This window comes from Chachezhania sediminis, from assembly GCF_009765275.1.
GTDB classification, from domain to species: domain Bacteria; phylum Pseudomonadota; class Alphaproteobacteria; order Rhodobacterales; family Rhodobacteraceae; genus Chachezhania; species Chachezhania sediminis.
Window position 1 is genome coordinate 252,700 of record NZ_VOPH01000003.1, and the last position, 14,847, is coordinate 267,546.

16 protein-coding genes are annotated in these 14,847 nt (G+C 62.9%); 4 read left to right on the top strand and 12 right to left on the bottom strand.

Annotated elements, in window-relative coordinates:
- Window positions 1-163: 163 nt before the first annotated feature.
- On the top strand, window positions 164-1,177 hold the full coding sequence (locus FQK05_RS10660; protein ID WP_158966543.1) for an SIR2 family NAD-dependent protein deacylase: 1,014 nt from the start codon (window positions 164-166) through the stop codon (window positions 1,175-1,177).
- 61 nt (window positions 1,178-1,238) lie between these two features.
- On the opposite strand, the gene FQK05_RS10665 is transcribed toward FQK05_RS10660, so the two are convergent.
- Both FQK05_RS10665 and FQK05_RS10670 read right to left on the bottom strand, forming a co-directional pair.
- Window positions 1,239-1,667 (bottom strand): type II toxin-antitoxin system Phd/YefM family antitoxin, encoded by a 429-nt coding sequence (locus FQK05_RS10665; protein WP_158966545.1) that lies wholly within the window; start codon window positions 1,665-1,667, stop codon window positions 1,239-1,241.
- A gap of 97 nt (window positions 1,668-1,764) precedes the next feature.
- A complete protein-coding gene (locus FQK05_RS10670; protein ID WP_158966547.1) occupies window positions 1,765-2,367 on the bottom strand; it encodes a MarC family protein in 603 nt (200 codons plus the stop codon).
- A 551-nt stretch (window positions 2,368-2,918) separates the two neighbouring features.
- On the opposite strand from FQK05_RS10670, the gene FQK05_RS10675 reads away from it, so the two are divergent.
- The 3 genes from FQK05_RS10675 to FQK05_RS10685 all read left to right on the top strand — a co-directional run bounded on the left by FQK05_RS10675 (window position 2,919) and on the right by FQK05_RS10685 (window position 4,885).
- Window positions 2,919-3,347 (top strand): hypothetical protein, encoded by a 429-nt coding sequence (locus FQK05_RS10675; protein WP_158966549.1) that lies wholly within the window; start codon window positions 2,919-2,921, stop codon window positions 3,345-3,347.
- A complete protein-coding gene (locus FQK05_RS10680) occupies window positions 3,340-4,551 on the top strand; it encodes an HlyD family secretion protein (protein WP_158966551.1) in 1,212 nt (403 codons plus the stop codon). The genes FQK05_RS10675 and FQK05_RS10680 overlap by 8 nt, the downstream gene beginning before the upstream one ends.
- A gap of 157 nt (window positions 4,552-4,708) precedes the next feature.
- Window positions 4,709-4,885: a hypothetical protein gene (locus FQK05_RS10685; protein WP_158966553.1), complete on the top strand. Its 177-nt coding sequence runs from the start codon at window positions 4,709-4,711 to the stop codon at window positions 4,883-4,885.
- A gap of 159 nt (window positions 4,886-5,044) precedes the next feature.
- Here the strand turns inward: FQK05_RS10685 and FQK05_RS10690 are convergent, their stop codons facing one another.
- The 10 genes from FQK05_RS10690 to FQK05_RS10735 all read right to left on the bottom strand — a co-directional run bounded on the left by FQK05_RS10690 (window position 5,045) and on the right by FQK05_RS10735 (window position 14,722).
- Window positions 5,045-5,419 carry a PRC-barrel domain-containing protein gene (locus FQK05_RS10690; protein ID WP_158966555.1) on the bottom strand — a complete coding sequence of 125 codons (375 nt, stop codon included), beginning with the start codon at window positions 5,417-5,419 and terminating at the stop codon, window positions 5,045-5,047.
- A 343-nt stretch (window positions 5,420-5,762) separates the two neighbouring features.
- The gene (locus FQK05_RS10695; RefSeq protein WP_158966557.1) at window positions 5,763-7,409 is read right to left on the bottom strand and encodes a dihydroxyacetone kinase subunit DhaK; all 1,647 of its coding nucleotides are present in this window, start codon (window positions 7,407-7,409) and stop codon (window positions 5,763-5,765) included.
- 12 nt (window positions 7,410-7,421) lie between these two features.
- Window positions 7,422-8,417: an ABC transporter ATP-binding protein gene (locus tag FQK05_RS10700; protein WP_158966559.1), complete on the bottom strand. Its 996-nt coding sequence runs from the start codon at window positions 8,415-8,417 to the stop codon at window positions 7,422-7,424.
- Window positions 8,410-9,507, bottom strand: coding sequence for an ABC transporter ATP-binding protein (locus FQK05_RS10705; protein ID WP_158966561.1), 1,098 nt, complete (start codon window positions 9,505-9,507; stop codon window positions 8,410-8,412). The genes FQK05_RS10700 and FQK05_RS10705 overlap by 8 nt, the downstream gene beginning before the upstream one ends.
- Complete coding sequence (locus FQK05_RS10710) at window positions 9,500-9,913, bottom strand: DUF1801 domain-containing protein (protein WP_158966563.1); 414 nt, start codon at window positions 9,911-9,913, stop codon at window positions 9,500-9,502. The genes FQK05_RS10705 and FQK05_RS10710 overlap by 8 nt, the downstream gene beginning before the upstream one ends.
- Window positions 9,910-10,107, bottom strand: coding sequence for a hypothetical protein (locus FQK05_RS10715; protein WP_158966565.1), 198 nt, complete (start codon window positions 10,105-10,107; stop codon window positions 9,910-9,912). The genes FQK05_RS10710 and FQK05_RS10715 overlap by 4 nt, the downstream gene beginning before the upstream one ends.
- Complete coding sequence (locus FQK05_RS10720) at window positions 10,104-11,042, bottom strand: carbohydrate ABC transporter permease (RefSeq protein WP_158966567.1); 939 nt, start codon at window positions 11,040-11,042, stop codon at window positions 10,104-10,106. Before FQK05_RS10720 ends, FQK05_RS10715 begins: the two co-directional genes overlap by 4 nt.
- Complete coding sequence (locus tag FQK05_RS10725) at window positions 11,039-11,986, bottom strand: carbohydrate ABC transporter permease (RefSeq protein WP_158966569.1); 948 nt, start codon at window positions 11,984-11,986, stop codon at window positions 11,039-11,041. The genes FQK05_RS10720 and FQK05_RS10725 overlap by 4 nt, the downstream gene beginning before the upstream one ends.
- A gap of 95 nt (window positions 11,987-12,081) precedes the next feature.
- A complete protein-coding gene (locus FQK05_RS10730; RefSeq protein WP_158966571.1) occupies window positions 12,082-13,404 on the bottom strand; it encodes an ABC transporter substrate-binding protein in 1,323 nt (440 codons plus the stop codon).
- A 292-nt stretch (window positions 13,405-13,696) separates the two neighbouring features.
- Window positions 13,697-14,722 carry a LacI family DNA-binding transcriptional regulator gene (locus tag FQK05_RS10735; RefSeq protein WP_158966573.1) on the bottom strand — a complete coding sequence of 342 codons (1,026 nt, stop codon included), beginning with the start codon at window positions 14,720-14,722 and terminating at the stop codon, window positions 13,697-13,699.
- Between the last annotated feature and the right edge of the window lie 125 nt (window positions 14,723-14,847).

Consider the following 14,847-nt stretch of genomic DNA (forward strand, 5'->3'; position numbering starts at 1 on the left):
GCCAATTCAATTCTTTTTGCAGCAGGAGAATGGTTATCTTCCCAAAGTTGCTACGCGTCTCGTGGATCCTTATCAAAACTGGGCTTGGGGAGAAGGGAGGGGGTAGTTCCCTCCTCAATTCTTTGAGGCATCTGTACCAAGGGAGATCTATCTGAAATGGTTCTTGGCCAGGCGGATTAAGTCTTTTGGCGAAAAGGTGGCGCAAGAGTTCGATGGGGAGGCTCTTGCGTTCAGCTCAATAAGGCCTCATTGTGTTGTCACTACGAACTATGATGAGCTTTTGGAGAATCTGCTCGAAGGCTATCAGCCGGTAATTGGTAGGGGGCTCATTACGGCGCCGTTTGCAAATATTGGGGAGGTGTACAAGATACACGGCACGATTGGTAAGCCGAGCTCAATTGTCTTGACTGCCGAGGACTACACTGATTTCAACAAGCGCAGAAAGTATCAATCGGCGAAGTTGTTGACTTTCTTTGCTGAACATCCGATTTTGTTCGTTGGCTACAGTATCTCGGATCCGAACATTCAGGGCATCCTTTCTGATCTTGCTGAGGCATTCGATTTGTCTGGTTCTCTTGTAAAGAACATGTTCATAATTTCTAGGCCTGAGGCTGGGAGCCCGTCGGCTGAGAGGTTGATACAGGTTTCACCTGATCGTAGCGTGCGTCTGCAATCCATCGAAACCAATGACTTTTCTTGGGCTTTCGAGGCTTTTTCGCACAATGCTCCATTGCAAAACGTGAATCCGCAAGTCCTCAGAGCGATTTTGGCAAGGTCTTATCATCTGGTTAGGAAAGATATTCCCAAGCAGTTGTTTGAGGTAGACTTTGACCTGATTTCGGAAAAAACAAAGTCTGGAGAAGAGTTCGCTAAGCTATTCGGAATAGCAGATCTCCAGTCTGCAACGGGATTTTCGGCGAAGTACTGCCATAATCTCACGGCTGTTGCGAAACAGTTGGGGTACTCAAATTGGCACAGGGCCAATTTGCTGATCAAGCAGATCAATGACGAGACAGGTATAGATATCAAGGCGTCTGATAATAGGTATCACTGCACTGTTCGCATTAGCAAGAAGTCCAAGGCGCAAATGTATTCGGATGAAGCAGTTGATTTGTTGAAGCTTGTGAGAGATGGGCTTCAGTATGAGGTGGAGGTCGATTCCGCAGATAAAGATTAAGACATGGTATTTTTCTGACCGCTCTTGCTGTTTTGCATCTCTTTCTCCAACCTGCGGCCCCTTACCCAAACCGATCCACCACCCACTGCACCCATCGCTTCGGCGAGCCCACCGCGATCTCTCCGCCCTCTACCGGGTCCAGCCCTCCGGCCTTCAGGATCCGGCGTTCGGTGGCGCGGGTCATCTGAATTTCCTGCATCTGCAGCGCCGCCTCGCGCTGGGTGACCAGGCGGCCCTTCAGCCCATAGACCAGGTCGCGCGGATGTTCCGGCGGCTTGGCGCGGTTGCCCGACAGCGGGTTCCAGAACCCCGTCTCCTCGTAATCCGCCAGCTGCCAGATCCGCTTCACCTCCTCCATCGAGACGATGGCGGCGAGCGGCTTGCCGTGGCGGGTCAGCACGATCGTGTCGCGGGGATCCTGCGCGCGGGTGCAAAGCTGGCCCAGGCAGGCGCGGGCCTCGGATATGGTATAGCGTCCCTTGCGGGTCATGGGCGGGGGCCTTGTACAAATCGGAGAATGTGCCCCCGCAGGCTTGTACAAAACGGTAGATTTCGGGTGAAACGACCGTACGGCGGCCCGGGTCCGGTCAGGCGGCCATGAACGCCTTGAACCCGGTCAGGGCGAACTGGATCCCCATCGCGACGATGATCAGTCCCATGTAGCGGCTCGACATCTCGCGCCGCAGCGAAGGCTTCTGTTCGCCCGATCCGGTGAAGGCGGTGACGACCAGCAGGACCCAGGTCAGGACGCAGATCGACCCCACGGCGACCAGCGCGGTGACGGGGACGCCGTCGCGGGAATGGGCCGTGGCGATGGTGATGACGCCGGTGATCGTGCCGGGGCTCGCGGCGAAAAGAATGAGCTTTCCCAGAGAGTTGGCGTTTTCGTCCCGGGGCTTGTCATCGCCCGAGGACTGCCCGCCGGTCATCATCGAGACGCCGATATAGACCAGCACGGCCCCGCCCGCGACCGAGAAGGCATCCAGCGAGATGCCGAAGGCCGTCAGCACGCGGGCGCCGAAGAACGCGGCGATGGCCAGGACCAGCGCGACGACGACCATGGAAACGGTCGCATCGCGGATCGCGGCGGACCGGGGCCTGCCCTGGATCAGGCCGGTGAAGATCATCGCGCAGACGACGGGATTGATCAGCGACAGGATCGTCACCATCGCCTGCAATTGCTGGTTCATACTGGTACCTCCCACACGGTGCGCCGTGCCTTGCAACTCCGCGACCGGCGCAGGGCAGAGCTTCCTACAGGCGGGATGCGTTGACAACTGCCGTCGGAACGCGCCGCGCGGGGGGGGGATGCAACCCTGTGCCCAGGGCGGTCGCGATGGGGCAATCCTTTGTAACGCCAGTGACTTTCGGGGGCCGTGCGCGACACCGCGCGCGAATGCAGCCTTTGTTTCGCACTTTGTGTTTGCAACGAAGGTTGGTAAACAACAGCAGCAACCGGCGGCTGGCGGTGATCTGGGAAACGGTCCGGACGGGCAGGGCGCCTTGCGCCCGGGGGCTGGCCGGCGCAATTGGGATTTGACCTGGTATGAGTGACACCTCGGCACAGTCTGCGACGTCTTCGGGGGCTGCGACGACCGCGTCGGCCACGGCCCCCGCGTCGGCGCAGACGGCCCCTTCGCAGACCCCTTCACCGGCACCGGCCGCGACACCCGCAACGACCACAGCAGCGCCGGCCGCGACGACGGCCCCGGCAGGCACGGCAGCCACTCCGGCAACGACGGTGACCGCATCCACCCCCACCGCCGGCACGACGACGGCCACCGTCCAGATGGACCCGCCGGCGGGATCCTGGGCGGCTCCCGGTGAATCCGACCGCTTCGCCTGGATCGGGCTGGTGGTGCTTCTGGGCGTTCTGTTCCTGGTGGTCTACCTTTACGCACTCTTCGATCGCTATGCGGAGCATCGCGGGTCCAGCACGCCGCTGCGGACGACCATCCCGACCATGCTGACGGTGGGACTGGCCTATGACCTGCTGCCGCCGCTGGAAGGGGTGAACGTCCTTCTTCCGCTGGCGCTGATTTTGGGCGCCCTGGCGCGCGACATCGTGCTGTGGATCAAACCCGAAGAGGGCACGGAGGCCGGTCATAACGAGATCATCATGGCCGAGAACGTGATCATCGAAGAAAACAAGGGGTCGGCAGATGCTTGAACTGATGCTGACCAGCTTTCCGGTGATCATCCGGATCATTTACCTGCGGTTCCGCAAGAAGCCCGTGACGCTTTACAACGTGCACCGGGCCGTCTTTGTCTGGATCTGTCTCTTCATCGCGCTGATCTTCACCATCGAATATTATCATCCTGACACCCACAAGGGCCTGGTTCCCTACCGCGTGGTGCCGGTCGTGCCGGAACGGGGCGGCACGGTGACGATGATCGCAGTCAAGCCGAACCAGCGGGTCAACACCGGCGACCTTCTGTTCACCGTGGACGATCAGCGCGAGCAGGCGGCGGTGAAGGTTGCCAAAACCAATGTCGACAGCGTGCAGGCGCAGCTGAACGTGGCGGATTCGGAAGTCGACGATGCCAAGGCGCAGGTCGCCAGCGCTCAGGCGGCCTATAACAACGCGAACATCGCCTTCACCACGCAGGACAGACTGCGGCAGCAGGATTCACCCGCCTTCGCCCAGAACGCCTATGACCGGGCGAAGGACGACTTGGATGCCCAGCAGGCCGTGCTGGACAGTACCAAGTCGCAGCTCGAGACCGCCCAGCTGAAGGCAAGCCAGCTGTTGCCGGCCCAGTTGGCGGCGGCGCAGGCGGAACTCGACAAGGCGAACCTGGAGCTGTCCTATACCCGCGTCACCTCCTCGGTATCCGGGCAAATCGAGCAGATCACCTTGAACGTGGGCGACCGCGCGGCAGAGATTCCGCTGAAGCCGTCGATGCTGATCGTGCCGGATCGTGGGCCGGACTATCCATCGGAAATCGTGGCGGGGTTCACGCAGGTGAATGCCACGGTGATCCACCCTGGTATGCCGGCGGAAGTCGCCTGCCGGAACAACATCAACAATAGCATGGACGGGACCGTCCTTCCGGTGCGGATCAAGCGGATCCAGAACGTGATCTCGACCGGGCAGGTGGCGCCGACGGGGGTGCTGCTGCAGCCCTCGGATCGTCCGGTGCCGGGCGATGTGCTGGCCTTCATGGAACTGGTTTATCCCGAACAGGAAAGCCTGCTGATGGATGGCGCCAGTTGCCTTGTGCAGGCCTACACGACCCGGATCGGCGGGTCGCTGCAGGGGACGTTCCTGGGCAACATCATCCAGGCCTGGGGCCTGGAAAAGGCCGCGGTCATGCGGATGAAGGTCTGGATCATGCTGGCCATCGGCGCCGGCATGGGCGGCGAGGGCTGATCGCTCCCCGACCCTGGACGACGCACGAACAGGGGGGCAAGAACAGGGGGCGCACGCGGGACGTGCGCCCCTTTTTCCGTTCAGGGCCATTGATGCAGGTCAAGACGGGCTGCAGGCCTGACGGTTAGGATCGACGGGCAACGACGGACAGGACGCGATGCTGACCTTCATCCTTCATCTTTTCATCGGCGCGACATTGGCGGGCATGGGCATCGTGGCCGTCCTGGTCGCGGGTCTGGCGACGGCATGGACGCTGGGCGGGGCGGTGGTGGTCGGGATGGTCGTGGCCTATCCAGTCGCCCGGACCGTGGCGCGGGCGATGCAGGGCGGCTAGGCGCGGACGATCCTGCCGATTGGACCACGCGCCAGCTGACGGTGGGCCCCAGCGGGTAAAGGACGACGGCCGCTTCCTGGCAAGGCCGTCATCCCAACGTGGTTTAGGGCCGGCATTTCTGCCGGCCCTTTCGCGAGATACGTAAATTCGAAATCCGAATTACATCGCGCTTTCGTTTTCCTGGGCGGTCAGATTGTAGGCCAGAAGGCCGCGGAGTTCTTCGGCCGTTTCAGCGAATTCCAGCGAACCGCCCGACGTCCATTTGTCGTCCAGTTCGAAGGTCATTCCGCCCATTTCTTCGGAAAAGGTATTGTTGAAGGTCACGACCAGGCTGTGGTCGCCATCGGCGGTGACATAGGATTCGGTCACTGCACCGATCATTTGCCCGTCCGACGAATAGACCGGGTTGCCGATGAATTCGTTGTTTTCCTGGATCAGGGTTGCCTGATCGACGGGTTCCTCGGCCTTGATGACTTCAGCAGCAGCTGCGGTTGCAAGAAACGAAGTTGCAGCCAGAATTGCCAGGGTTTTCATGGTGTTCTCCTTCGTCGTTGTTGGATACCTGAAGAACACGGCGGGGCGGAAATGGTTCCTGAAAAATTAACTTTCCTGAAAAACCCGCTTTTCGGTTGGCAGGTCTTTGCCAATCACGATGAAAGCCGCCCCGGGCAGGCGGGCAATGACCAGGCCCGAGAGGCCAGGCCGTCACGCGATCTTCAGGGCCGGCTCCGCCTTCACGGGGGCACGACGATCTTCGAATGCCTGCGCCGCGGAATGTGCCTGAACCCGGCGGGCGACGTTCCATCCCGATCAGGTCCCGCGACATGTAATGCTGCCTTTGGCCCTTGTGCGCCGGCGAGCGCTGGCCAGGGCTCCCCTATGCGTCCTGGCGCTGGGTCGTCCCGGCCCCGGTCAGATGTTCGAACAGGCGCGCGACGGCCTCGGCGCCGGGGTCGTTGTGGCCGGCCAGGCTGGCTTCCGCCAGATAGGCGGCGCGGCCTGCGCGGGCACGGGTGATCCGGGCCGTTGCATCCGCCCCGTCCCGCGCGGCGCGGGCTGCCGCGGGCAGGCCTTGGCCCAACGCGTCCAGCGCCGGGTGCAGCGCATCGATCATCGTGCGGTCCCCGGGTTCGGCGCCGCCGACCTGCCGGATCCGGTCCAGCCCGGCCTTCAGCGCGTCGATCGCATCCATTCCGCTGGCCGAGGCATCGCCGGCCGCCGCAAAGAAGATCGCCAGCAGCACGCCGGAAGATCCGCCCATGGTCTGGCTCAGCTCCAGCCCGATGGCACGATAAAGCTGGGTCTCGTCCGCCAGCGGCAGGCGGTCCAGCGCACCGATCAGGGCGCGTGCGGCCGTTGCCAGCGTGCTGCCGGTGTCGCCGTCGCCCGATTTGGCGTCCAGCGCGTTCAGGTCCGGTTCGGCCCCGATCAGGATGGCGCAGCAGCGTTCGACGAAGGCGCGGGTGGCATCGTTCTTGGACGGGATCGGCTGGATCGGGGTCAGCCCGTCTGGCAGGGCCACGACCGGGACGTCGCCCACAGGCAGGCAGCCGGGCCATGCCCAAGGGGCGACGGGCGCCATCAGCGCGGCCTCGTCCGCCTTGGTCACGGGCAGGAGCGACACGGAAAAGCCCTGCATGTCGAGAGATGTCATCATCGGCGCCGGCCCCACGAGCCAGCGGATCTGCGGGCCCAGGCGCGAAAGCGTCAGTTCGTCCGCCAGCACTGCCATTTCCAGCGGGGTGGCTCCGCCAAGGTTGTTCAGAAGCGCCACGTGGGGGCCGGGCCCGATGGTCGGGGCCAGCCGTTCGACGGCCATGTCCATTGCCTCTTTTGCGTTGGTGAAGCGGACCTGTTCGATCCCCGGCTCGCCATGGATGCCAAGACCCAGTTCCGCCATGCCATCGGCGATCCGGTCCTCCTTGGGAGAGCCCGGTATGGTGCAGGTGTCCAGCGACATGCCGATGGACACGGCGCCGGAGATCACCCGTTCCGCCGCCTGTGCGACCGAATCCAGATCGGCGCCCTGTTCGGCCATGGCGCCAGCGATCTTGTGGACGAAAAGCGTGCCGGCCACGCCGCGGGCTTGCGGCAGGTCGGGCAGGGCGATGTCGTCGTCGACGATCACCATGGCAACTTTCAGCCCCTGTGCCCGGGCCCGTTCCGCCGCCAGTCCGAAGTTCAGCCGGTCGCCGGTATAGTTCTTCACGATCAGCAGACACCCGGCCTTTCCGGTGACGGCGAGGATTCCGGCAAGCACGGCATCGACGGAGGGTGAGGCAAAGACCTCTCCACACACTGCCGCGGTCAGCATGCCTTGTCCGACGAACCCGGCATGGCTGGGTTCGTGGCCCGATCCGCCGCCGGACACCAGCGCGACCTTCGACCTGTCCCAGTCGGTCCGGACAACGACCTTGATATGCGGATAGCCATCGAGCCGCGCCAGCCGTCCGCCGGCGGTGCGCAGCGTGCCGTCGATGGCTTCGGTCACCAGCGTCTCGCGGGAATTGATGAACTGCTTCATGAGCTTGTCTCCTCAGGCAATCCGCGCGCCGGCGGCGTCGAAATAAAGCGCATTGCGGGGCTGGATCGCCACCGTATCGCCCGGTTCCAGATCCGACCCCGGGTCCGTCAGCGTGACGATCGGGTGCCCGTCCAGCACCAGATGCAGGCGGGTGTGATCGCCCAGATGCTCGATGCGGATCACGTCGGACCGTTTTCCTTCCCCTTGCGCAATGTGCTCGGGCCGCAGGCCGATGGTCCGTGCCCCGGACGGCGCCCCGGCAAACAGGTCTGCGGGCAGGGCGTTGATCCGTGGCAGACCAAGGCGGCCGGCAACATAAAGGCTGACCGGATCCTCGTAGATCTCTCGCGGGGTGCCGAACTGGACCAGCCGGCCTTCGTCCAGCACGCCGACATGGGTGGCCATGGTCATCGCCTCGACCTGGTCATGGGTCACGTAAAGCAGCGTCGCGCCAAGGTTCGCGTGGATCCTCTTCAGCTCCACCCGTAGGTCGGCGCGGAGTTTCGCGTCCAGCGAACTGAGCGGTTCGTCCATCAGGTAGATCGCCGGATCCCGGACCAGCGCCCGGCCGATGGAGACGCGCTGCATCTCTCCGCCCGAAAGGTTCGTGGCCTTGTTGTCCAGCTTGTGGGCGATGTGCAGGACCTCGGCCACATCCTGCACCTTGCGTTTCACCTCGGTCCCGGGCGTCCTGAGGATCGGGGACTTCAGCGGGAAGGCCAGGTTTTCGCGCACCGTCATGTGCGGGTAGAGCGAATATTGCTGGAACACCATCGCCACGTCCCGCTGGGCGGGGGTCAGGCCCTTCACAGGCCGGCCGTCGATGTAGATCTCGCCCGCATCGGGCGCTTCAAGGCCCGATATCAGGCGTAGGGTGGTGGTCTTGCCCGCGCCCGTGGGACCCAGCAGGACGACGAAGGCCCCGTCGGGGACCGCCATCGTCACATTGTCCAACGCGACCGTGCTGCCATAGGTCTTGGTCACGTCGTGAAGCGCCACGTCAGCCATGGGACAGCATCCCTTCGTTCAGGTTGGACCGGATCGCCCGGCCCGTTTGGCGGTCGAAAAGTGTCACCTTCGCGCCTTCGAAGTTCAGGCCCACCGTCGCGCCCACCCGGGCGGGCAGGGCCGAGGAAATGCGGGCCTTCACCTCTCCGTTGAAGGTCTTCAGTGTCACGATCTGGGTCGTGCCCAGATATTCGGTGGCCACGATCTCGGCCCGGTAGGCCGAGTCGTCCGACAACCGCACATGTTCCGGCCGGACGCCATAGACCATGTCGCCGTCAAAGGCCTCGTGCGATGCGGGGATGCCCAGCGTCTGGTGGTGCAGCTGCACGGTGGTGGCGCCGGGTTCCAGGCTGCCGTGGAACTTCAGGAAGTTCATGGAGGGCGAGCCAATGAAGTTCGCGACGAACATGGTGGCGGGCTTGTCATAGACGTCCTGCGGCGTGCCGAATTGTTCGACCACGCCGTGGTTCATGACCACGATCTTGTCGCCCATCTGCATCGCCTCCAGCTGGTCATGGGTCACATAGACCGTCGTGGCGCCCATCCGGTCGTGGAGTGCGCGCAGCTCCTCGGCCATGTGCTCGCGGAACTCGGCATCCAGCGCGCCCAGCGGTTCGTCCATCAGGAAGCATTTCGGGTTCCGCACGATGGCCCGCCCCAGTGCCACGCGCTGCCGGTCCCCGCCCGACAGGCCCCCGACGGGGCGGTCCAGGATCTTTTCAATCCCCAGGATCCTTGCCACCTCGGTCACCTTGGCGCGGACCTCGGCCCGGTCCATCCCCTGGCTGACCAGCGGGTACGAGATGTTCCGGCGCACGTTCATGTGCGGGTAGAGCGCGAACATCTGGAAGACGAAGGCGATGTCGCGCTGGCTGGCGCGTTTCTGACCGACTTCCTCGCCATCGATGAAGATTTCCCCGGATGTCGGCAGTTCAAGCCCGGCGATCATGCGCAGCGTCGTGGTCTTGCCGCAGCCTGACGGGCCCAGCAGCATGAAGAATTCGCCGTCGTCGATCCTGAAGGACGAGGATTGGACGGCGGTGAAGTCGCCGAAATCCTTGCGAAGGTTGCGGATCACGATCTCAGCCATTCTTTGGATCCCTCTTCCTGCGATAGGTCAGCGCATCGGCGATGCAGGCCGCCAGCGCGTCGCGGTCCAGCGGCGCATCAGTCGGGATCAGCACGGCGCGGTTGCCTTCGAAATCCAGTCGTCCGTCGAAGCGGGCGCGCCAGTCCTCGATCAGCGAGGTCTGACAGTGGACCAGCATCTTCAGCCCGTCCCTGGCCCCGTCGGGGGCGATGCGCACCGCGGTGCCGGCCCGGCCGGGCAGGAAGGCGGGTTCTCTCCAGCGCAGGCCCTCTTCAAGTTTGGTCACACCTTCGGCCTTTGCCACTTCGTGAACCAGTGCCCGCAGTTCCCGGGCGCGGGCCTGCGTGGCCAGAGGCATCGCGGCGAAGACGGCGGCGATGGCTGTGGGCGTTTCGGGAAAGGTCATCTCGGATCCTCGGGGAAATGGCTGACCGCGATGAACATGACCGTGCCCACCAGCGTGACGATGAAGGAATAGGTGAAGGCCACGAAGATCCAGGGCTGCATCAGCATGAAGACCCCCAGCGCGATCAGGAAGGAGGCGACCATTTCCCAGGGGCCGCGGCGCAGGCGGAGGAGACCGGAGAAAAAACGGCTCATTTGCGGACTGCTCCGAATGTGATGCCCCGCAGCAGGTGCTTGCGCAGCAGGATGGTGAAGACCATGACCGGGACAAGGAACAGGGTCGCGCCCGCGGCCACCGCCGGCCAGTCCTGTCCGCCGACGCCGATGATCGTCGGGATGAAGGGAGGGGCGGTCTGGGCGGTGCCGGATGTCAGCAGGACCGCGAAGGCGTATTCGTTCCAGCTGAAGATCAGGCAGAAGATCGCGGTCGAGGCTATGCCAGTGGCGGCCTGCGGCAGAACGACCTTGTAGAAGGCCTGGAACCGCGTGTAGCCGTCGATCAGTGCCGCTTCCTCGTATTCGCGGGGGATCTCGTCGATGAAACCTTTCAAGAGCCAGACCGACAGCGACAGGTTCACGGCCGTATAAAGCAGGATCATCCCCAGATGGGTGTCCGACAGGCCAAGGGACCGGAACATCAGGAAGATCGGGATCGCGACGGCGATGGGCGGCATCATCCGCGTTGACAGGATGAAGAATAGCAGGTCGTCCTTCAGCGGGATCCTGTAGCGCGAGAACGCATAGGCCGCGAGCGTGCCCAGAAAGACCGACAGGAAGGTCGACCCGAACCCGATGATGACCGAGTTCATGAAGCGCTCGCCGAAACGCGACGGGCCGGCGATGACCATGCCTTTGTTGTGGACGATCTCCTCGTACCAGGTCCCGGGCGGATGTTCGGCCAGGTACTGGGGCGTCTGCCGCATCTGCGTCGTGAAGAGGTTCACATAACCTTCCAGCGACGGCTGGAACGTGACCTTGGGTGGATATGCGATGGAATCGGGCGAGGACTTGAACCCCGTGGCCAGGATCCAGACCAGCGGCAGCAGGGTGATCAGCGCGTAGCCGATGACCAGGGTCCCTGCGATCCACTTCTGCTGAATGGACGGTTCGGTGACGGAAAAGCTGCTCATCTCTCTTTCACCTTGTTCAGCGCCTTCACGTAGATCGAGGCGAGCCCGAAGACCGTGACAAACAGGATGATCGCGTAGGCGGAACTGTAGCCCGTGCGCCATTTCTCGAAGGCTTCGCGTTTCAGGTTGATCGACGTCAGTTCCGTGGTGGACCCGGGGCCGCCGCCGGTCAGCTGGACGACAAGGTCGAACATCTTGAAGTTCTCGATGCCGCGGAACAGGACTGCCAGCATCAGGAAGGGCAGGACCATCGGCACGGTGATCGTCCAGAACTGCCGCCAGGCCGAGGCGCGGTCGCATTCGGCGGCCTCGTAGATCGTGTCCGGAATGGATCGCAGGCCCGCCAGGCAGATCAGCATCACGAAGGGCGTCCACATCCAGGTATCCACGATGACGATGGACCAGGGCGCCAGCGCCACATCGCCGATCATGGAAAAGCTGGTCGGGTCGATGCCGGTAACGAAGGAGATGGCGTAGTTGAACAGCCCGATCTGCGGTTGATAGAGGAAGGTCCAGAAGTTGCCGACCACAGCGGGCGACAGCATCATTGGCAGGACGATGATCGTGGTCCACAGGTCATTGCCGCGAAATTTCCGGTTGATCAGCCAGGCCAGGGCAAAGCCCAGCAGCACTTCGAAGAACAGGGTCCAGAACACGAAATGGGCCGTGGCCTGCATCGTGATCCAGATGTCGCTGTCGGTCAGGATGCGTTCATAGTTCCGAAGGCCGATCCATTTGACGTCCAGATTCGGCCGGTTCGCCTTGAAGTTCGTGAAGCTCAGCCTGATCGTCCAGATCAGCGGGAAGATGTTCACCGCCAGAAGCAGGAAGATCGTCGGTGCCACGAAGATCCAGGCGATGGCCCGGTCCGACAGGCCCTTGATGCGACGTGCAACTCTGGTCGGCGTGGCCTTGGCAACGCGGTCCATGACGGTCTCGGACATGAGACCTCCCTTCCGATCTGGATACTTCCCACCTTGCGAGGCCAGGCGGGGCCGGCCTCGCATCACGTTATGCCCCGCCCGTCAGGGCGGCGGCGTCAGATCTTGCCTTCGTCCTCGAAGACCTCGTTCCAGTCCTCGACCAGGCCATCCAGCGCCCCCTGCGCGGTGCCTTCACCGGCGATCACGTATTTGTGGACGCGATCCTGCATCGCCAGCAGCAGCGAGGCATAGGACGGCTCTGCCCAGAAGTCCTTCACGATGGCCATGGAATCCAGGAAGGTCTGCGCGTAGGGCTGACTGGTGGCGAAACCGGGGTCTTCGACCACCGCGTTCAGCGCGGAATAGCCGCCCAGTTCCCACCATTTCTTCTGGATCTCGGGTTGGGCGAACCATTTGATGTAGTCCAGCGCCGCTTCGGGACTGTCGGTGTAGGACACGACCGAAATGCCCTGGCCGCCCAGCTGCGCGAAGTGACCGTTCGGGCCCGCGGGGTTGGCAAAGTACCCGGATTTGTCGCCGCCCACGTTCGGATCGGCATTCACGCCCGGCCAGATGAAGGCAAAGTTCATCTGAAGCGCCACCTGGCCCGACTTGTAGGCGTCGATGTCTTCCGACATGTACCAGTCCGACGATCCCGGCGGCGTGCAGCAGTCGTAAAGTTCCTTGTAGAACTCCAGCCCCTTCGCCGCCTCGGGTGAATTGACGAAGCCTTCAAGGTCATAGGGTTTTTCCGGGTTGCTGTATTCGAACCCGTAATTGTACAGCGCGTTGGTCACGCCCATGGTGATCCCTTCGGACCCCCGTTCGGTATAGATCGCGGCCCCATAGACGGTCTTGCCGTCGATCTCGCGGTTCTGGAAGAACTTGGCGACCTCCATCAGTTCGTCCAGCGTTTCCGGCGCGGTCAGGTCGCGGCCGTACTTTTCCTTGAACTCGGCCTGCAGTTCGGGCCGTTCGAACCAGTCCTTGCGATAGGTCCAGCCGACCACGTCGCCAAAGGCGGGCAGGGCCCAGTAGTTCGGCGTGCCCTTCGGCCATTCGGCATATCCCGTCACGGTGGCCGGGATGAAATCGTCCATCGTGATGCCGTTCGCCTCGAAGAAGTCGTTCAGCTTGATGTAATGCCCGGCCTCGGCCCCCAGCCCGATCCACTGGCTGTCGCCGATCATCAGGTCGCACAGCTGTCCGCCGGAATTCAGCTCGTTCAGCATGCGATCGGCAAAGTTGGGCCAGGGCACGAACTCGAAGCTCATGGTATTGCCGGTCTTCTGTTCGAAATCCTTCGACAGTTCGATCAGCGCATTGGCCGGATCCCAGGCGGCCCAGCACAGTGTCAGGTCGTCGGCGCGGGCGCCCGTTGCCGCCAGTCCGGTGGCAGCCGTCAGCGCCGTCGCAGCCCATAGGTGGTGCGTCTTCATGGTTGTCTCCTCCCTCCTGAAAGACGCGGTCGGCCCGCGCCACACCGCCGCCAGAGCATCGGGGTGCTGACGATAGCGTAGATGAGGAACGTACATCATTTCAAGCGCCGCGCTGTGCGGGTTCGGTTCCGCGGTGTGGTCGGGCAGGGGAGGTGGCAGCTATCTTGCGGCGATTCAGGGGCTTGGATGTCGCCTGCGGTTGCACCGGTCGGGGAAGGCCAGAGCATTTGGTTGCGCTAACATTCACACCAAGGGGCGTCGCGCAGACGGTTTCAGGTGCGAATCGGGGCTGTCAGGGCAGGTTTTCGCGGACCACGATCTCGATCCTGATCCGCTCCTGCGACTCGAAGATCGGGGCCTGGTCGCAGAGGTTCCGCAGGACGCGCAGGGCGCTGCGGACAAGGTGGCCGACATTCTGGGTGATGACGGCGGCGACTTCGTTCGCTTCCAGCGCCTGCCTTGTGGAGGGCGTCAGTTCGTGGGCGATCACCGCAATCTCGTCCAGCCGGCCACTGCGGCGCAGCGCATTCAGCATGGTGGTATTGCCGCCCCCCATCGAATACACGCCCGCCAGCCGGGGGCGGGCTGCCACCACTTGGGCCACGATCTGGTCCATTCGGACCGGGTCGTCATAGGATTCGATTGACGGAAGGGCAGTCAGGTTCTTGAAATCGCTGGAAATAACGGCGTCGAATCCCAGCCGTCGTTCCAGGCTGTCGCGGGACCGCATGGAATTGGTGACGACCAGGATCTCTCCCGAACCTTTCACGAAACGGCCCATCAGCAGGCCCGCAGTCCGGCCGGCGGCCACGCTGTTGATCCCAATGAAATGGTCCCGTTGCGAGTTCGGAAGGTCCGAGACCAACGCCACCACAGCCAGCCCGGCCGCCTTCAGCCGGGCCACCGCATCGCGTACCTGAGGCGTTTCCGGCACCATCAGCGCCACGCCGTCCAGCTGTGCCACGTTCAGGCCCTGAAGGGTGCGGACGATGGCATGGGGATCATGGCTCGCCACGGGGACGATCTTCAGCAGCGTCCGGTCGGCGACGTGCGAGGAATAGGCCTCCTGCAGTGCCAATTTCAGGGTGTCCGAAAACTGGCTGGGTCCTTCCGGCAGCAGGAAGGCAAAACGGTATTGCCGTTGCCGCGCAAGGTTCGCGGCATAGGTATCGCGGACATAGCCCAGCCTTTCGACGGCGGCCTGCACCTTGGCAATCGTCTTGTCCCGAACGCCCGGCCGCGCGTTCAGGACGCGGTCGACCGTGGCCAGACTGACCCCCGCCTCTTTCGCGATGTCGTGGACGGTGGGCTTGTTCAACGGCGCTCTCCTTCACTCTCAAGGGTAGTCGCGGGTCTGAGGTACGTCAATCATACCGGCAGCCCGATCGTCGTACCTCAAAGGCTGAAAACGACGGGTCTGCGATTGGGAAGGGAAGGGCGGAG